The organism is Corynebacterium auriscanis (assembly GCF_030408435.1).
GTDB classification, from domain to species: domain Bacteria; phylum Actinomycetota; class Actinomycetes; order Mycobacteriales; family Mycobacteriaceae; genus Corynebacterium; species Corynebacterium auriscanis.
Window position 1 is genome coordinate 1,058,162 of the sequence record NZ_CP047046.1, and the last position, 19,452, is coordinate 1,077,613.

The window sequence follows — 19,452 nt, forward strand, 5'->3', positions numbered from 1 at the left end:
GGCGAAAGCTGCCGGGGACTAAGCGTGTGCTGGCTACGACACGTTAAAACACCTTCGTGAGGTCCGTCTTGTACACCACTGGGTTGTAATCCTTCCACGTTGTAGCAACCCAGTACAGGTTGTTATCAACCTGGTGCGGGAACATGAAAGCCCCGTACAGATCGCCTAACTCCACGCGGGAAACAAGAGTTTTCGGCGCAGTCCATGGCCCCTCGGGCTTGTCTGCCTTGCGGACCACTACCCCCTGGGGAGCCTCATACATAGCCAACCAGGCTTTTTGCTTGGGGTGGTACATCACAGAAAGCTCGGACACCCTTCCATCAAGTACGGGAGCAGCATCCGCCATTGACCGGGTCCAACCGCGTCCGTTGAAGAATTCGGCGTCGGATTGAGAAGAAGCGCCAGGGAAGAGGGCGAAAGAGTTTTTAGGGAAACGAGCCAGCCGTGCCTGGCCAGAGCGACCATTCGGGGTGCCGTAAACGTAGATGTACGAATCACTGCTGCCTGCCGGAGGCTTGGCGAAAGCGGTCATCTGGAAGTTCTCCGCACCCGCAGTGTGAGCGGGGAGCTTCGGCAGTCGGGAATCCTTGGATGGGTTGGTGTTGGTGCGCTTGGACCCCTCTATCACAGACCAGTTTTTCCCGCCGTCAGTGGATTGCGCGGTGGCTGCGTAGTTGGTGATCCACTGCCCGGGCGTGGTCCACTTCTTCACCGACATGAAGTCCACGTACTGTGTGCCATCTACCTCTATACCGGCAGTGGGGATGACGGTCATTTCCACGCCGTCGACTTTGAGAGAACGCGGGAGGAACTCCGACGAACGAGACGCATTGACTGGCTTGGTCAAGTTGATGCCGTTGGAGGGATCCTGGTCATCGGACTCGTAAATGGCATTCGAATGCCAGCCGTTGTTGTTCGCCCCACAGCTGAAAGAATCGCCGAATGCGGCTAGGGTGCGACCGTCACCAGCATCCCACATGAAGCCCAAGTCGGTGCTAGCCAAGCCGAACTTGGACAGCTGATCGGGGCCGTTGGGGCCGGTCAAAATATGCATGGCCTGGGTGTTGCCTTTCAATGTAGGCAAACCGATGGGGATCCCACCCAGCCACGATGGCGAACTGGAACTGCCCAGGGCGCTGGGGCCAGAAAGCGCGGCTATGGCATCCGACGTGGTCGGGGTGTACTTCGAGCATGGCCCCGCCTGGGCAACACCGCTGGAAACCACCGTGCCCATGAGTAGGGAAGCGGCGGTCGCGCCTAAGGAAAGGACGGCTACTCCGGGACGGAACCGGCGCGCGCCCCGCGAAGCGCGTGCAACGGTAGCGCGAGTATCACTATCGAAGTCTTGAAAAGTCATAGACCTGATTGAACCACATGCCTGTCGGGAAAGTGATGTAACTTAAACCGCATGATCACGTTGAAGAGTTTTTCCGTTGCCGGAGCGACCGCTGCCGTCACCCTCACTGCGGGGTTAGTTGCCGGCGCCGCGCCCGCATCTGCTGAAACCGCACAGCCTCTGCCTCAGTTCACGCTGCCGTCGATGGGTTCGGCGTCATTCCTTCTGAGCAGCCCTTCCACCTGCGAAAAACTGCAAAACCAATCCGCCGAGATTCAGACGGAGTGGCAGAAGGCCGTCGCCGCTGGGGAAATCTACAAGGCCGATCAGTTGCGTGTGGATTTCACCAATACGATGGCTTCTTGGTCACAGTGCATGCTGGCCGCAAATAAGTGGTTCTTCAATCCGCTTGGTTCCTAGCGGTATTCAAGGTTGTCCCACTGGACTCGCCTGCGGCGAGTCCAGTGCACTAGTCATTCACTTTAGGAGTACGTTTCCCATGCTCAAGATAGGACTCACCGGTGGCATCGGCTCCGGCAAGTCGACGGCTGCTTCCCGGTTGCAGCAGTTGGGGGCCACTATTATCGACGCCGACCACGTCGCCCGCGAGATCGTAGAACCTGGGCAACCGGCCTTGGCGGAACTTGTGGAGGCCTTCGATGGGATCTTGAACCAGGACGGTTCGCTCAACCGAGCGGAGCTGGCACGCCAAGCCTTCGCTACTCCGGAGGCCACGGAAAAGCTCAACTCCATTACCCACCCCCGCATCAGGCAGCGCACGCAGCAACTGTTCGCGGAAGCCGAAGCATCTGGAGTGGAAGTCGTGGTCTACGACATGCCGTTGCTCATTGAAAATGGGGAGTACCGGCACATGGATCACGTACTCGTGGTGGATGCTCCGGATGACGTGCGCGTGGAAAGGCTCGTGAACTACAGGGGGTTGGAAGAGAGCGATGCGCGGCGTCGAATAGCAGTCCAGATTGACCGCGATACCCGGTTGCAGGCGGCGGATACGGTGCTGGACAACGGCGGTGACCGAGAAACGCTGATCGCGCAGGTCGACACATTCTGGGAGACCATTTCGCGCTAGTGTAGGGCTCATGGCTTTTGCAGCAGAACGCCCTGAGTTGTCCTATTCCGAGTTCCGTCCCGTGGGGGAGGTGGAACGCACCGCGGGCCAGTTTGAGGTCATCAGTGAATACAAGCCCGCCGGCGACCAGCCCCACGCCATCGCCGAGCTGGCGGAGCGGTTGGACCGCGGTGAACGCGATGTGGTTCTCATGGGTGCGACCGGCACTGGTAAATCTGCAACGGCAGCGTGGTTGATCGAGAAGGTGCAGCGGCCCACCTTGGTGATGGCGCCGAATAAGACGTTGGCTGCCCAGCTGGCCAACGAGTTGCGCAGTCTGCTGCCTAACAACGCGGTGGAATACTTCGTTTCTTACTACGACTACTACCAACCCGAGGCGTATATCGCGCAGACCGATACCTACATTGAAAAGGACTCGTCCATTAACGAGGACGTGGAGCGGTTGCGCCACTCGGCTACATCCAACCTGCTATCGCGCCGTGACGTGGTGGTGGTGAGCTCCGTGTCCTGCATCTATGGCCTGGGTACGCCACAGTCCTACCTAGATAGGTCCGTCATGTTGAAAGTGGGTGAGGAAATCGACCGGGATCAGTTCCTGCGCCTGCTGGTAGACATTCAATACACACGCAACGATATGTCCTTCACCCGCGGCGCATTCCGTGTGAAGGGCGATACCGTGGACATCATTCCGGCGTACGAGGAGCTGGCCGTGCGCGTGGAATTCTTCGGCGACGAGATCGACGCACTGTACTATATCCACCCCCTGACCGGCGACGTGATCCGAGAGGTCGACGAGCTGCGCATTTTCCCGGCAACTCACTACGTAGCGGGCCCGGAGCGCATGGAAAAGGCCATCGCGGCGATCAAGGAGGAACTTGAGCAGCGCCTAGGAGAGCTGGAGAATCGCGGTAAGTTGCTGGAAGCGCAACGGTTGCGGATGCGTACGGAATACGACCTGGAGATGATTCAACAGGTGGGGTTTACCAGTGGCATCGAGAACTACTCGCGCCATATCGACGGCCGACCCGCGGGTAGTGCCCCGGCCACGCTGATCGACTATTTCCCCGAGGACTTTTTGACCATTATCGATGAGTCCCACGTGACGGTCCCGCAGATCGGTGGCATGTTCGAAGGCGATATGTCCCGCAAGCGCAACCTAGTCGAGCATGGATTTCGCCTGCCGAGCGCGCTGGACAACCGCCCGTTGACGTGGGAGGAGTTCGACGATCGCAAGGGCCAGTGCGTGTACATGTCCGCCACGCCCGGTGATTACGAAATTGCCGCCGCCGGTGGCGAATTCGTTGAACAGGTCATTCGCCCCACGGGCTTGGTGGATCCAAAGGTCGAGGTGCGGCCGACGAAGGGGCAGATCGACGATCTGATCGAACAGATCCGCCAACGCACAGAAAAGAACGAGCGCGTATTGGTGACCACCCTGACCAAGCGCATGGCGGAGGACCTCACGGACTACCTGCTGGAACATGGAGTGAAGGTCCGCTACATGCACTCCGATATCGACACGCTCAAACGTGTGGAGTTGCTGCGCCAGCTGCGGTTGGGCGAATACGACGTGCTGGTCGGCATCAACCTGTTGCGTGAGGGCCTGGATTTGCCGGAGGTATCCCTTGTGGCAATTCTCGATGCGGACAAAGAGGGATTCCTGCGCTCCACGCGTTCGTTGATCCAGACGATCGGTCGCGCTGCCCGTAACGTGTCCGGCGAAGTGATCATGTACGCGGACAAAGTTACCGACTCCATGCAGTACGCCATCGATGAGACCGAGCGGCGTCGAGCCAAACAAATCGAGTACAACAAAGAACATGGCATCGATCCGCAACCACTGCGAAAGAAGATTGCCGACATTCTGGATCAGGTCGCTGAATTGGAAGGCAAGCAAGCAGCAGATGACGCGGCTGCTTCCCTTTCATCCGACGCCGCCGTGGCCTCCCCGGGTATCGACCGTGAGCAGGCGGGGGATATGGCCCGGCCACAGTTGGAAAAGCTCATCAGTGATTTGACCGAACAGATGAAGGCGGCGGCGCGTGAATTGAAGTTTGAGTTAGCTGGCCGATTGCGCGATGAGATCCAAGATTTGAAGAAGGAACTGCGGGGCATGAAGGAAGCCGGGCTGTAATCCTGGGCCCAGCGGCGCACGCACTGTCCTGTGCGCATCAGACGGTAGGATTGAGCCGGTAAGACAGTTGTAGGAGAGTGGATGTATAACACAATCTTGGTTGGAACTGACGGTTCGAAATCGTCGTTTTTGGCGGTTCGGCGGGCAGCGGGCATTGCGCATGCAGTGGGTGCCCGGTTGGTACTGGCCAGTGCGTACTACAAGGCCAGTGCGGATGCGATGGCGGCTTCGCGCGGTGAAAGCCGTACCGTGGTGGGGGACGATGTGGCCGAAGAAATCCTAGGGGATGCGAAGGCCGTGGCCATGGAAGAGGGTGTGTCCGAGCCCAAGCTGGTTCTGCAGGAAGGCAGTCCCGTGGAAGCCCTGATCGCGGTGGCGACAAAGGAACAGGCGGACCTGCTGGTGGTTGGCAACCGCGGGATTAACTCCCTCACAGGGCGCTTGCTGGGAAGCGTGCCCGCCGATGCGGCGCGCCAGGCACAGTGTGACGTGATGATTGTGCACACGGTGGACTGAGGGGCGCAGGGGCTGATCTAGGTTTTAATTCTGGGCGAATGGCGCCACCGGTGATGTTTGGAATTGCCGCTTTCCTGAATGGGTGTGTGCCGTCGGCCGTGCCCGGTGTGAGCACAACCGGCGATGTTTGGAATCGCCGCTTTCCTGAATGGGGCTGCATAGACTTGTGCGGTCGATATGCCCTATAAAACAACTGCTGTATTACGCCTAGCTTCATTGGCGAGGCATAATGCAGCAGTTGTTTTGTCTTCTAGTTGTCAGATTGTCTTCTAATTGTCAGAGTTATGGGCCTTTCGCCTGAGCATCACAAGAGCACCGAGGAGGACCAAAGCGGATCCCACTAACAACGCCACAGCAATTGATGCACCCGTGACAGGGAGCGCGCCATCCCGACTGCCTTCGGCATCGTTAGGGTTTTGGGGAGGTTGCCCTGGGGCCGTTGGTGGGGTGCTTTCACCCGCTGGCGGTGTGTCTCCTGGGGGAGTGTGGGGAGGAGTACTCGGAGTGGCCGGCGGCGTGTTCCCCGGAGGGGAAAGCGGGGTGGAGCTAGGCGGCTTCGTTGGAGGAGTAGGCGGGGCCTCATGGGGCGCCGGTTTGGTATTCACTTCAACGTTGTACTGCCATGATCCAGATTGGCCAATAGGAACTGTGATCAGGAATGGATCGGCAGTTCTATAGTCGAGCCCTGGATTTGGACCTGGCATTTCCGTGATGAGGTAAAGACCTACGGGCAGATCATGAAAGACAGCGGTGCCGCGTGCGTTTGTGAAAGCCGTGTAGGTTTCTTCGAAGCCACAAGCCTTCGCCCCAGTGACCGTCATGTCGGTGACGGTGGAAAAGAAATCTTTGGAGGTAGGGTCGGCGCACCGCACCCGCTGAGCCTGAAACTCAATTCCGGAGATTGGACCAAAGGGCTTTTGATCTTTCCGAGAATCGAACCAATTGGGCTCGCCTTTATGAATGGTTAGAGTACCCAGCGCATTCACGTCAAAATCAGGACGGGTAGATGGTTTAGCATCACCGATGATTGTTTTAGCAGTGGCGATGCTCGCGACGAGAGGAGCGGGGCTTAGAGCCGTGGTGAATACCAGACTTGAAGCGATGACAGCGCGCCTGACCGTCGTGCGAATCGCTGTAGGGCGGCTATTGCGAGAATTAACCATTTTCATAATTCCACTCACTTGCTTTCTAAGCTTTCTACCTTGCGCTTTTCTCGTCGAATCCACCACACAAGGATGGTGATGATTGCTAGGGCCAGCGCCATCAGGCCCCACATCCAAGGTTGAATTTTCCATCCCTTGTTGCTGAACGCTTCTTCGTCAGACGGATCCAATGGAACGCGCTTGGCATGGACGAGCAGGCGGTGGGTGTTCACACCATATGGGGTGCACGTGACGAGGGTTAACAGGTCTTGTCCAGGCTTGGCTTTTAATCCATCGATTTGATCGGGTAACACAACTTCTGTGTCGAAAACCTGGTACTTTAGCTTTTCTCCGAATGTGGACACATAGATTGCGTCACCCTTTTTTACATCGATGAGGTTGTCAAAGAGAGTTGCGTTGGAAAGGCCAGTGTGACCAGTGATGACCGAGTGGAACCCTTTACCGCCCACTGGGAGCGCAGAACCATAGAGGTGGCCAAGGCCCTTCTGAAGTACTTCATCCGTTGTCCCGTGGTAAACGGGCAGCTGGCTTTCAATGGACGGGATGGAGACAATGCTCATGGCCGACTGTCCGGATAGTTGCGCGAGGTAGTCCCGGTATTCCGTATTGTCCTCGTTAACACGTGCAAGCCATGGATCAAGGATTGGCCCGTTTGTGTGTTGTTTGTTGTATTCCCGAGCCTTTTCAACAGCTTCAGAAAGCTTGTGGGGATCCGCTTGCTGGATATCTTCTTGGTAACGTTGGCTGATTCTATGCTGTTGAAAGTTATTCCATTGGGAAGCGTAGACCGGATAGAGCATCACGAGCATACCCACGATGATGACAAGTAAAGGCAGGAATGTCTTGCGAAACACCGATGGAGGCTTACCGTGGGAATTCCTCTGATGCTGCGGCTTCGCGGTGTTAATACTCATGCACATTCCTGTTACTTGTTCGCAAGTGATGCTCTACGGTTAAGGAGTTTTAGCCCCGCAAAAGCGAGGGCAATGATGTGGTGCGTTATCAGCACCCGCACCACATCATTGGGAGTTAGTTACTGCGACGGGAGTTGCGGACAGCCCAGAAAGCTCCGCCGCCGATGATGGCCAGGCCTGCCAAAACCAGACCGATGAAACCTGCGCCACCGGTGTTGGGTAGACGGTTGGAATCGGTGTAGTTCTTCACTTCGGCCGTGTACTTGATCGACTCTGGTTGACCCTCTTGGTATTGATCCTTGCGCAGTTCGAAGTGAATCAATTGATCATTGCCGACGTATCCTTCCGGAGCCTTGGTTTCTTTCAGGCAGTAGTCGGATTGCTTTTCTGTGTTGTCGGCAAAGTCGGTGACGTGGATGCCCTTGATGGAGACCAGACCTTGGTCGTTGGTGGTGAACGTCTTTTCGCCGTTGATGGTGAGGGCGTCATCCCCAACTTGCTGGTAACCCCCGTTACCTGCCTGGCACTTAACTACTTGGAACTCGGCACCTTGGAGGTTCTGGTTGGAGTCACCGTCCACCTTGCGGACTACTACCTGGCCCCAGTAGGTGTGTACCTCGTTGGACTTCTTCTCGGTGTCACTTTCGCTGGAACCGTTGTTGACGATCAGCGTGGCGTCGTTGGGAACGTGCTCAACGAATTTAGTGGTCTTGGTGGTGATGCTGGTGAAGACCTTCTGATTGGACTTTCCCACGAGTTTTCCACGACCGGTTTCCGTGAACACGACCTCAATCTGCTGACCAGACTTGGTTACGTTGTAGTCCGTACCAGCCTGCAGTGGGGTAGCGGATTCCTCGTCGGTTCCAAGAGATACGGTGACGTTTGCGCCTGCCGCATCAAGAGCTTCGTTGAGGGTATCGCGCACGATGTACTTCGTGATGGTTTCACCAGTCGGAATACCCGAGCTGATGGTGTACTTGTACTCCTCACCGCTCTGCTTGTCTTGGTCTTCTACCTTCTTTTCGACCGTGACCTCAGAGTTCTTTGGGTAGGCGTGGACGTTGTAGATCCAGCCGGTGTTGTCCGGATTTGTCATTGGGACGTAAACTAGGAAGGGGGCACCAGGCACCAGACCCGAGTTTTCTGGTACTTCGGTTTCGGTTACCTTGTACAGTCCCTTTGCAAGGTTTGCGAAGTTCGCTTCGCCCGACTGGTTTGTCGTCTGCTCCTGCGAGTACGCGCCCTGGCCAGCCCAAGCCGTGGCGGCAGAAGCGTCCTTGATACCGGCTGCTGCTTCCCAGTCGGCGGCTGTGTTCAACGGCCGAACCAGTTCGACCTTGTATTTAATACCGATACCGGGAGTACCAGTGGGGGATTGAATCTCGGTTCCGTCGCCCTGGGCTCCTTCAGCGCCAATGCGCTTGTGAATCGTGAGGGACAGGGCTTGAGAATTGTCAATACTGGAGACTGACTGAGCCTGTGCTGCCGGTAGGGTGCCTTGGGGGGGCAATTCCAGAAGCAATTGGGGCCAGAGCGAGTACCGCAGCCGCGCTAAAAGACAGCGTCCGCTTTGCGATCAGGGTTGTCATGGTGGAAATTCCTTTCAAAGAGGGGGGTGAAGTGAATGTTTAAGATGCACGTAGACGTGGAGGCATGGGCCCGGCTCGGCACCTCAGAGTGTTGATTGTGGTACGAAGCATTACTGTCCTTATGCAGTCTTACGGCGGAGAAGGAGCGAGCACAGGCCTAAAGCGGCTAGAGCCAGGCCGGCCAAGGCGTTTCGGTAGTAACCGTCGCTACCGGTTTTAGGTAGGTTTCCCTTATGAACATTCGAGACACTCATATATGCAATTGTTGGAGATGCATTGCCGGACTGAGTCGACTCGACAGCGAGAGAATCAGATAGGATCTCAACACGCGCAGGGTCACGGTCCGTGGCTCCTTCGGACAAACGGAACTTCACAGGAGAAGGCAGTAACATAAAGTCCGCTGGAGACCGGTTTTCCACCAAAAAATATTGAGTGTCTGGCTTCAGTACGGCTGTGTAGAAGCCATCTTGATCTGCGGCGCTCAAAGGCTTAACCACTGCACCCAAGGTTCCATTCGAATTGACGGCATGGATCGTAAATTGGGCGCCTGTGAGCGGAGTAGTGCTACCGTCGGCGTTCAGCTTCTTCACCTTTAGGGTGACGTCGCGGTCGTTGGTGACCGGCGCACAGGCATCGTCCTTCTTCTGCCCACCATCCCACGTGAGATCTGCGTTATTAAACAGGCCGTTGTCTGATTTTCCATCAACACATTGGGCAGTAGTTTCTTGGCTCACATCCTTTGAGGGAGGATTGTAGTTGACCTCGACCCGGTATCGGTGAGTGGTTCCAGGTGCAATTGGTATATCCCGCGCCAGTTCCCACGGTCCCGTGCCAGGTAGGATTTTTGAACCTTGGGTGATCTGTGCAGAGGACACTTTGCCTCCTACAACATTTACTAGCTTCGAGAAGCGAGGAGTATCGGAAAGTGTGTAGGTTCGCTGGGTTCCGTCCTTTGGGTTCGAAACAACAATCTCGTAGCTGATCGTACGGGTGCCGTTTGGCCCGGGTGCGGCCGAATCTTTCGCATCGATCACGCCGTTGTTGTCAACATCAACCACATCTTTACGGATGTCCAAGGAACAACCACCATCAGAGGCCGTGTTGTTCGCAGTTTTGTCATCGCCCTCGTTACCTAACACGCTGGCGGTGTTTTCCACGCAGCCATTGATAGAAGACGCGACGTCGGCCTGGAGGGTAAGAGTAGCGTTTTCGCCCCTCCGCAGTGGGCCGTGAAGTGCAACCACTTGCTGTCCATTGACTTGTGGCTGGAGGTTGCTACTCACCCATCCTGCCGTTGTCTGGGTGATCCTCACATTGCGGTAGCTATTGGGAACCAGATCGTCAACGTTGAAACCGGATGATCCGCACGGTCCTAAATTAGTTACCTTAATTTCCCATGTGGCTACGTTATTGCGAATTTCTTTAAGAAACTTTTCCACTTTGAGATCTGTCTTGGGAATTACCAGTGCATTGGAGGCCGCATCATTGGACTGCGACGTTGGGACGGGAACCTTGTTGACTAGCTCTGCCCGGAAGCCGGATGTATCCTCAATGACCTTCACCTGGAAACCGGTGAGCTGCCCATTGAGTCCAAAACCCAGGTTGCCATTTGGGTATGTCCACGTGGTGCCGTAGATTCCCGAAGGGACTCGATTGCCCAAAGGGTCGGTTAGCCGTGAAAGATCGGTTTGCTGCCGAACGCCGGTACGCACATTGACACGTTCCAGAATGCTTGAACCATTTTGGATTCCGTAGACCCAATCGCTTGTCGTTCCGTCTGGTCGGACCAAGTATGTGTAGTCGTTGGAGTTGAGTTCAGTCCCGGTTCGTCGCGCGGCCGTCTTTGAGTAGCCTGTTGCTCCCCAGCTCAGCGTGTACATGTTTTTCGTTCCCGATTGGGATGAGTTGGAGAATACGTAGGTACCGTCCGACAGGATGGTTCCGGAGGTAATTCCTCCCCATAGATCATTGGGCCACGTTCCAACGCGTTGAGACTGAATACCGTTGATTTTTCCTAAGTCTTGAACTGCTCCGTTGACTGGAGAAATCTTCAGTAGATGGCCAGCGGGGTACCGAGGATCCTCGTCGTAGGTCTGGGTATTGCTAGACGTGGAAGCAATAGTTTTGATACGGCCTTGGCTCACTGCGTACAGGTAGCCATCCTTTGGGTTGTAAGCAAGTGCGTTATAGACCCAGTTCGTTTCCGGCCCAACGGCCGTGAACTTGGTGGAACCGTATTCCTGAGTGAACAGTTGGGTGGTGTTGCGTTCATTGAAGGTCTGCCCAGGATTGGAGTGGGCAGATCGGCCCACCCACACTGTGCCACCTGTCGCAGCACATACACCGGTTCCTACATCGGGATCAGAACCGCCGTCTGTCGGAGGAGTGACGTCAGTGCCAGTCTTCACGCCGTCAACGAAGATCGTGGCGCGGGTCGGGCTAGTGGGAATTCTACTGGGGTTACGTTCCGACCACAGCCAGTTGACATCCACTTGGGTGTTCGCTGGGATTTCAAGCGGAGTTGGTTGGCCGCTTGGGCCTGTGAAACTAAGGCTGAAACAATCCCTAGTGCTGGTAGCGCCTTCATACGTTTTTTGGAATTGCAGCTTGTAACCCCCAGCGAGAGGGAATTCTTGACCGATTGGTAGCCCCTGGCTGTCATACAGAATGGTCTTTGATGCTGCAGTTGTATCGATGATCCCCGCGATCTTTAGCGTGGGTGCCTCAGAAACGTTGATGAGGGAAAAGTTGAACGACGTGGTTGCGCCATCGTCGTAGCAGTAACGGATCTTAGAGATTGCAGCACCGGTTGTTCCTCCGATGAGGAAGCTGTCGCTGCCCACAGAAGAGCTTTGCGTTTGCGTGGACTTCACGGGTGTGGCGAAATCGTGAGTCGGGGAGACTAAGGGGCCTGGGCTATTTCCCCAGTTTCCAACCGTGCCAGCTACCAGTGCGTACGGCGTGGCCATACGCGGTTGGAGACGGGGGACTGCGGGGGCTTTTTCAGATGGTTCCACTTCACTGGTGTTTTCTTGGGCCGACGCCACAAGCGGCGCATTAGCGAGAGAACCGAGGCCAAAGGTCATGGTGAGGGAGATAGCGATTGCCGCGCTGCACGCCCGAACCCTTGCCCGAAAAGTCATAATGTAACCACTCGATTCCGTCATTGATCCCACTTATGGGGATGCCTTCACTTTGTGATTAATCAGACTACGGCGCGAAAGTTATAGATCATAACTATTAAAGTTTCGTTTGCGGGATGAAATAAGTAAACAAGATGCTTATTTTTCAATAAATGCGCAGGATTTGTCCTCTTTTTTGAAAACCGACATCGATAGCGCGGTGTCGGTTTCGCTACCCCCTTAGTTAACCTCTAATGTAACCTGAGTCTCACGCTCAAGATGCGAAACGCGCCGAAGTATGCATCACCCGGCAATGAGTAGTTAATTCGTTTAGTGTGACTACAGGAAATACCGTTCTGACCACGGCACATCGCGGTCGTGCACCACACTCAACCCCTGCGTTGCGCGCGTCATCGCAACATAAATGTCGTTTAAGCCCTGGGGGGAAGCGGAGGCGATGGACCCCGGCTCCACCAACACAACCTCGTCGAACTCCAGGCCCTTCGCCTCGGTGACGTCAACGGCGACGATGCGATGCCCCGACTCTGGAAGTTGGGCAGCGCCTTCTGCATCCATCTCTTCAAGAACGGTATTCACTGTGGCGCTGACCTCGGCGTCGTCCTTAGAAAAGATCACTCCCACCAAGCCATCGCCGGCAGCGGTGCGCGCTCCAGTGAGCGCCGCGCGCAGCTGGCCAAGGGGGAAGTGGCGGATACCAGTTCCGCTATCCCGCAGGGGTGTCGCGCCCACCTGGTCCGGTGCAATGCTAGGGAGCAACTCATTCGCCACCTCCGCAATGTCACGCGGGGTGCGGTAGTTCACGGTCAACTCGTGCAACTGCCAACGATCGCCCACGAACGGTCTCAGCGTGGCTTCCCACGTATCCACCCCGCTGGGGTTCGACGTTTGTGCAGGATCCCCCACGATCGTCATCCACTTGTTCGGACTGCGCCGGAAAATCATGCGCCACGCCATAGCTGATAATTCTTGGGCCTCATCCACGATGACGTGGCCGAAGGCCCAGCGTTGGTCCGCCGCTGCCCGTTGAGCGGTAGAGCGCAGATCCCGTTCCTGCTGGCGCTGCGCCAGCATCTCCGCATCCAGCACGTCATAGGCCATCAGGATCTCGGGCGCAAACCCATCATCCAGATCTTGCGAAGCCGAACCGGTCAAAATATCCAGGGCCTCCTGGGCCTCGGAAATCTTGTCCAGCCAAGCCTCGCGCTCGGCGGCCTCCCGCTCCTCATCGTCGATCAACCCCAGCATATCGGCCAATTCATCCAACAGAGGAGCATCTGCATCGGTCCATACTGGCTGACCATCCGCCCCCAAGCGACGGCAACGAAGGCCGTCCAGGGTGGCGTCGTCATAATCAAAAGCGGCGACCTCCGGGTGGGCAAAAAGCTCGGCCAACACCTGGCCGGGAGTCAACATCGGCCACACATCGTCAATGATGTCCTGAAGGTGGGGATCCGCCGCCAGATCATCGTGCAGCTGAGCGCGATCGCCCGCGGACAACAAGTTGGCACCGCCTAGAGGATCGTCGCCAATTTTGCGCGCCAAGGTATCGGCGACCGCTCGCGTGAGGTGCTCGGCAAACAGCGCACGAGCCTTGTTGTGCGGGCGACGGGAACGGCGGGCCTTCGTGCGCGCAGCGCGGATCATCGCAGGCGTGAGCTGCAGCGGCACCCCGTCGTGGGTCAGCTCAATCGGTGCCTCCGGCACGGTCTGCCACGATTTCACCGCCTCGCGCAGAATCGTGACCATCTCGATGGAACCCTTGATTTCACGCGCCAGCAACGACCGCTCGGGCACCGTCTGCACCCCAGGCAGCAGCGAACCGGGAGTTGCCAAAACCACACCGGTCTCACCCAGCGAAGGCAGCACCTGCGAGATGTATTCCAAGAACCGCTTGTTTGGCCCGATGATCAGTACACCTGTGTGCCGCAGTTGCTCGCGCCATGTGTACAGCAGAAACGCTGCCCGGTGCAGAGCCACCGCAGTTTTTCCCGTCCCCGGCGCCCCTTGCACCACGGTCACCCCGCGATGTTCCGAACGGATGATCCGGTCTTGCTCCCCAGCAATCGTTTCCACGATATCCCGCATGTGCTGGGTGCGGGCCCGGTTGACCGCGTGAAGTAGCGCTTTTTCGGTCGTCACCCCTCCTGTATCGACGCCCACAAGGCCCGTGGCCTCACCATCCCCAGGCGCAGACAGCACCTCGTCGGCAACAGTGGTGATTGTTCGCCCGCGCGTGGTGATATGCCGACGAACCTGCACGCCATCGGGGTGCAGGGTGGTGGCTAGGTAAAAAGGGCGGGCCATTGGCGCGCGCCAGTCCATGAGCAAGGTGCGCATCGCCGCATCGGAATCGTGGATGCCGATGCGGCCGATGTACCTGCGGTCCACACCCGTGCGCCCTGGCACGGGATTCTCAGGATCCGGATCAGTCACATCGATGCGACCGAACATCAGGCCGATCTCCGCCGCCGACAGTTCGTCAAGGCGTTGATCGATATCCCTGGCCTCGCGGTCACGCATCATCAGACCTTGGGGATCATCGATATCTGCCTCGAGGCGGACTGCCTTGAGCTTGCTTTCCAACCGGGCGCGACTGGAATCGACCTTGCCAAGCAGAAAGTCGAGGTAAGCCTGCTCTGCAGCTACCTCGACCGAGTTATGTGAATCTGGCAAAGTTTAGAACTTCTTGGCGGACTTCTTTGCCTTCTTCTGGGCCTTCTTCGCAGCCTTTTTGGCTTCCTTGCTCTGCTTTGCGGAAAAGTCAGAAGCGAACTCAACAGCCTGATCGCGGTAGTTCAGGGCGTTGTCCTTCAGGTCGTTCGCGGTGCTCTTCCAGTCATCGGAGTGTTCGTCAACGTATTCGCTCACGGCCTCAGAAACCTGTCCTGCCACGTCCTTGGTCTTCTCGAACAAGTTCTGAGCCTGATCGGAAGCGGTGGCAGCGAACTGCTTGCCCTGATCCTGGGCGTTGGCGATCATCTTTTCCTGCTCGGACTTGCCCGGCATCGCTTTCTGTACGCGCCAAGCCAAACCTGGCTTACCGGCGGTGTCCGCGCTGGTGATGAACAGGCCACCCAGTAGTGCGGCATCAGTCAGCAGGCCACGCTTCTTGCTTTCCTTATCGGAGGAATTCTGAGCAGACCAGAATGCATGACGGTGCAACGTGGTGGGGACCTGGATGGCCGCTAGGGTGGTGGCTGCCAGGCGAGGAGCCTTACCGGTAGCCAGGGCTGCAGATGCCAGAACTTTGGCCCCACCGAGGATGCGCGCGTTGGTTTCAGCATCCCTTGGGATGTACATGGAAATGTTCGGAGGAAGAACTGCGCGCAGCTGACCGGAAATCGCGGCCGCTTCCTCGGAGTACTTCTTCGAGTCCTTCACCATCTGCGCGCCATCAACGGCGAAGGCAGACGCGAGCAGCGGACGTGCGAGAGTGCGGATCATTTTTTTTAGATCTCTCCTTGAATACATTTAGTGGTGTTAATGGATCACAGTTTAGCGAAAGTGACAGACACGCGTTAGGGGAACAGGTAGGTCCGACTGGAAAACGCCAGCTCAACTGACCCCCGAGCCCGCCGATTACCAACCGCGAGCGCGCCACTCATCGACCTTGGGCTTTTCTTCACCCACTGTGGTGGAATCGCCGTGACCGGGGTAGATGATCGTGTTGGCGGACAGCGAGAAAATCCTCGAGTTCACATCGTCCAGCAGTTGCTGAAAGTCTTCCTCGTTGGAGGTTTTACCCACCCCACCAGGGAAAACGCTGTCACCTACCCACGCACATGGGGAGGACGATGCGGCGTCGGGTAAAGAACCCAGAACGGCCAGGCCGCCCGGGGTGTGGCCGCGGAGCTCAACGACCTGCAACCCCAAACTGTTCAACGCACCGGAGGCTAACCGCAGGTTTTCCGCCACCCCGTCGTCGGTGCCATAAGTTTCATCGGCTGGCGCGGGAATCGCCTCGGCATCCTTGCGCGGTGCGTGATGACGTGCTCCGGTCGCTGCGAGCACTTCGGTCAGCGCGCGGGTGTGGTCGGCATGTTGGTGGGTGGTGAGGACATCTTTAATCTCGACGCCCAGCTCATCCGCAATCGCCAACAAATGGGCCGCATCATCAGCAGCATCGATTAGCAGTGCTTGGCCATCGCGGGCAATGAACCAGCAGTTGTTGTCCATCGACCCGACGGTCGTGTGTACAACGGTGAAATCGGTTCCCTCCACCACCTCAGTATCACGAGGTTCGGTCAGAGCGCCGAAATGGGTAACGTGGTTCAGTGTTGGTTTAGTCATAGCCCCCACCGTAGCGAAGAGTGCGCAACCCGGGGGACGTGGCGTAAAATTCGAATGTATCGTCGAAAATGTATCATCGACAATGGCAGATTCCGTCGTTGTTACCAGGAGGGCTCACATAGTGGCTGAACGATTAATTGTCCGCGGCGCGCAGGAACATAACCTCAAGGGCGTGGATATCGACTTGCCGCGCGACAAAATGATCGTATTCACGGGGCTGTCCGGTTCTGGCAAGTCCTCGCTGGCCTTCGACACCATCTTCGCTGAAGGGCAGCGCCGGTATGTCGAATCGCTGAGTTCGTATGCGCGCATGTTCCTAGGCCGGATGGACAAACCCGATGTGGAGATGATCGAGGGGCTGTCACCCGCGGTTTCCATCGACCAGAAATCCACGAACCGCAACCCGCGTTCGACTGTGGGTACCGTCACGGAAATCTTTGACTACCTGCGTCTGCTTTACGCGCGCACGGGTACACCCCACTGCCCGGAGTGTGGCGAAGTCATCCAGCGCCAAACCCCACAGGAGATCGTGGATCAGGTGCTGGAGATGGAAGAGGGGCTAAAGTTCCAGGTTCTGGCCCCCGTCGTGCGTACCCGCAAGGGTGAATTCGTGGATCTTTTCGAGGACCTGGCATCCCAGGGTTATTCCCGTGTGCAGGTGGACGGTGAGGTGCACCAGCTGTCCAACCCACCCAAGCTGGAAAAGCAAGTTAAGCACGATATCTCGGTAGTAGTTGACCGCCTGCAGGTGAAAGCAGCCCAGCGCCAGCGCCTCACCGATTCCGTTGAAACAGCGCTGAAACTGGCCGACGGTATTGTGGCCCTGGATTTTGTGGGCTTGCCCGATGATGATAAGTTTCGAGTGCGCCGTTTTTCCGAGAAGATGGCCTGCCCTAACGGCCACCCGGTTGCGCTGGAGGAAATGGAACCGCGCACGTTTTCCTTCAACTCCCCATACGGTGCCTGCCCGGCCTGTGACGGTTTGGGAACCAAGTTGGAAGTTGACGAGATGCTGGTCATCCCCGATGAGGATGCCCCGTTGCGCTCTGCGATCGCCCCCTGGTCCAGTTCCCCGAACAGCAAATACTTCGAAAAACTGCTGACGGCCCTAGCTGCCGAGTTGGATGTTGACCTCAACACCCCGTGGAACCAGCTGACGAAGAAGGAACAAAAGGCCGTGCTGCGCGGCCACTCCACACCGCTGAATGTGAGCTACAAGAATCGCTACGGGCGCGCCCGCAAGTACAACGCCCCGTTCGAGGGCGTCATGCCGTTCCTATCCCGCCGGCTGGAGCAGACCGATTCCGAGAGTCAAAAGGAGCGCTACCGTAGCTACATGCGCGAGGTGCCCTGCAGTACATGCAAGGGTTCCCGCCTCAAGCCCGAAGTGTTGGCGGTTACCATCGCCGCAGGGCAGCAACAGCTTTCCATCGCAGACCTTTCGGACCTCTCTATTTCCGACGCCTCCACGTTCCTCAACAACCTCACCCTCAGTAAGCGCGAAGAAATGATCGCCGGCGCGGTCCTCCGGGAAGTGCAGGCCCGTTTGAAGTTCCTACTCGATGTGGGATTGAACTACCTGTCCATGTCTCGTTCCGCAGGAACGCTGTCCGGTGGAGAGGCGCAGCGCATTCGCTTGGCCACGCAAATCGGATCCGGGTTGGCCGGTGTGCTGTATGTGCTAGATGAGCCCTCTATCGGGTTGCACCAGCGCGACAATGAACGGCTAATCAGCACGTTGCAGCATTTGCGCGACCTCGGCAACACCCTCATTGTGGTGGAGCACGATGAGGATACGATTCGCACCGCCGACTGGTTGGTGGATATCGGTCCGCGCGCTGGCGAGTACGGCGGCGAAATTGTGTACCAGGGTGAGCCCGCAGGGATTGAAAAGGTTAAAGAATCGCTCACCGGTGCGTACCTTTCCGGGGAGCGCGTTCTGGCGGTACCGGAGCAGCGGCGACCCGTCGATAAGCAGCGCATGCTCACCGTGCACGGGGCGCAGGAAAACAACCTGAAGAACGTGGACGTCACACTACCGCTGGGTGTATTGACCTGCGTTACGGGTGTGTCGGGTTCGGGGAAGTCCTCCCTGATCAACGGGATCCTGGCCAAGGTTTTGAGCAACCAGCTCAACCGTTCGCGCGTGGTGCCGGGGCGTCATAAAAAAGTCACCGGATTGGAACACCTCGACAAGCTGGTGCAGGTCGACCAGTCGCCAATTGGCCGCACACCGCGCTCGAACCCGGCCACCTACACGGGAGTGTTCGACAAGGTCCGCAAGCTGTTCGCCGAAACCACCGAGGCCAAGGTCCGTGGTTACGGCCCAGGTCGATTCTCCTTCAACGTCAAAGGTGGGCGGTGTGAAGCCTGTCACGGTGACGGTACGTTGAAGATCGAAATGAACTTCCTGCCGGATGTGTACGTACCGTGCGAGGTGTGCCACGGTGCCCGCTACAACCGTGAAACCCTAGAAGTGCAATATAAGGGTAAGAACATCGCCGAAGTGTTGGATATGCCCATCACCGAGGCCGCTGAGTTCTTCGCGCCCGTGACATCTATCGCCCGCTACCTCGACACGTTGGTGGACGTGGGCTTGGGGTACGTGCGATTGGGGCAGGCCGCCACCACGCTGTCCGGTGGCGAAGCCCAGCGCGTGAAACTGGCTGCGGAACTGCAGAAGCGTTCCAATGGTCGGACCATCTACATTCTCGATGAGCCGACGACGGGCCTGCACTTCGAAGACATCCGCAAGCTCATGCTTGTCATCCAGGGCCTAGTCGATAAGGGCAATAGCGTGCTGATCATTGAGCACAACCTGGACGTGATCAAGGCAGCGGACTGGATTGTCGACATGGGGCCCGAGGGTGGTTCTGGCGGCGGCACCGTTGTCGCGGAGGGGACGCCGGAACAAGTGGCTGAGGTGGGGGAGTCCCACACCGGTCGCTACCTGGCAAAGATGCTCTAAAGGGACTGGGCCTCAAATTTCCCGCGCCTTTTCCCTTCGCGATTTGGTGGACAGGCGAAATGTTGTTACACTGTTCATCACTACCGTCTGAAAAACGCTGGTGTGCACAACAGGTGCACATTAGTGTCAGCAGACTGCAAGTGGAGTTTCCCTCCCACCTAGCGACCGTCTTTGGATTGGGCGCGGGTTCAAATGAGTCACCTTGTGTGGACCAGCGGGGCGTCGGTTAAAAAACGACGTGCTACCCACAGCTAGCGTGACCGTTTATTGGGGGATAGGGGAACCTCGCGTGCAGCATCGGTACAAGAC

At 57.2% G+C, this 19,452-nt stretch carries 13 protein-coding genes; 5 read left to right on the forward strand and 8 right to left on the reverse strand.

Going from position 1 to position 19,452, the window contains the following annotated elements; genetic code table 11:
• Positions 1 to 43: 43 nt before the first annotated feature.
• Positions 44 to 1,357: a glycoside hydrolase family 183 protein gene (locus CAURIC_RS04425; protein WP_052094849.1), complete on the reverse strand. Its 1,314-nt coding sequence runs from the start codon at positions 1,355 to 1,357 to the stop codon at positions 44 to 46.
• A 51-nt stretch (positions 1,358 to 1,408) separates the two neighbouring features.
• On the opposite strand from CAURIC_RS04425, the gene CAURIC_RS04430 reads away from it, so the two are divergent.
• The 4 genes from CAURIC_RS04430 to CAURIC_RS04445 all read left to right on the forward strand — a co-directional run bounded on the left by CAURIC_RS04430 (position 1,409) and on the right by CAURIC_RS04445 (position 5,076).
• Positions 1,409 to 1,756 (forward strand): hypothetical protein, encoded by a 348-nt coding sequence (locus CAURIC_RS04430; protein WP_052094846.1) that lies wholly within the window; start codon positions 1,409 to 1,411, stop codon positions 1,754 to 1,756.
• A gap of 79 nt (positions 1,757 to 1,835) precedes the next feature.
• Complete coding sequence (gene coaE / locus CAURIC_RS04435; RefSeq protein ID WP_035113352.1) at positions 1,836 to 2,426, forward strand: dephospho-CoA kinase; 591 nt, start codon at positions 1,836 to 1,838, stop codon at positions 2,424 to 2,426.
• 10 nt (positions 2,427 to 2,436) lie between these two features.
• Complete coding sequence (gene uvrB / locus CAURIC_RS04440) at positions 2,437 to 4,560, forward strand: excinuclease ABC subunit UvrB (protein ID WP_290183381.1); 2,124 nt, start codon at positions 2,437 to 2,439, stop codon at positions 4,558 to 4,560.
• A gap of 81 nt (positions 4,561 to 4,641) precedes the next feature.
• Positions 4,642 to 5,076 carry a universal stress protein gene (locus CAURIC_RS04445; protein ID WP_035113350.1) on the forward strand — a complete coding sequence of 145 codons (435 nt, stop codon included), beginning with the start codon at positions 4,642 to 4,644 and terminating at the stop codon, positions 5,074 to 5,076.
• Positions 5,077 to 5,345: 269 nt separating this feature from the next.
• Here the strand turns inward: CAURIC_RS04445 and CAURIC_RS11040 are convergent, their stop codons facing one another.
• From CAURIC_RS11040 to CAURIC_RS04475, 7 genes are all read right to left on the reverse strand, one after another.
• Positions 5,346 to 6,371, reverse strand: coding sequence for a pilin N-terminal domain-containing protein (locus tag CAURIC_RS11040; RefSeq protein ID WP_353959093.1), 1,026 nt, complete (start codon positions 6,369 to 6,371; stop codon positions 5,346 to 5,348).
• On the reverse strand, positions 6,254 to 7,153 hold the full coding sequence (locus CAURIC_RS04450; protein ID WP_035113349.1) for a class C sortase: 900 nt from the start codon (positions 7,151 to 7,153) through the stop codon (positions 6,254 to 6,256). Before CAURIC_RS04450 ends, CAURIC_RS11040 begins: the two co-directional genes overlap by 118 nt.
• Positions 7,154 to 7,268: 115 nt before the next feature.
• Positions 7,269 to 8,663 (reverse strand): SpaH/EbpB family LPXTG-anchored major pilin, encoded by a 1,395-nt coding sequence (locus tag CAURIC_RS04455; RefSeq protein WP_235700675.1) that lies wholly within the window; start codon positions 8,661 to 8,663, stop codon positions 7,269 to 7,271.
• 198 nt (positions 8,664 to 8,861) lie between these two features.
• The gene (locus CAURIC_RS04460; RefSeq protein ID WP_156963376.1) at positions 8,862 to 11,828 is read right to left on the reverse strand and encodes a DUF6923 family protein; all 2,967 of its coding nucleotides are present in this window, start codon (positions 11,826 to 11,828) and stop codon (positions 8,862 to 8,864) included.
• Positions 11,829 to 12,203: 375 nt separating this feature from the next.
• Entirely contained in the window at positions 12,204 to 14,558 is a 2,355-nt protein-coding gene (locus CAURIC_RS04465) for a HelD family protein (protein WP_290183382.1), read from the reverse strand.
• Positions 14,559 to 14,561: 3 nt separating this feature from the next.
• On the reverse strand, positions 14,562 to 15,329 hold the full coding sequence (locus CAURIC_RS04470; RefSeq protein WP_035113348.1) for a DoxX family protein: 768 nt from the start codon (positions 15,327 to 15,329) through the stop codon (positions 14,562 to 14,564).
• Positions 15,330 to 15,464: 135 nt separating this feature from the next.
• Positions 15,465 to 16,175, reverse strand: a complete 711-nt coding sequence (locus CAURIC_RS04475) for an MBL fold metallo-hydrolase (RefSeq protein ID WP_052094842.1) — start codon at positions 16,173 to 16,175, stop codon at positions 15,465 to 15,467.
• A gap of 121 nt (positions 16,176 to 16,296) precedes the next feature.
• Between CAURIC_RS04475 and uvrA the strand changes: the two genes are divergently transcribed.
• On the forward strand, positions 16,297 to 19,143 hold the full coding sequence (gene uvrA, locus CAURIC_RS04480; protein WP_290183383.1) for an excinuclease ABC subunit UvrA: 2,847 nt from the start codon (positions 16,297 to 16,299) through the stop codon (positions 19,141 to 19,143).
• The last annotated feature ends 309 nt before the right edge of the window (positions 19,144 to 19,452 follow it).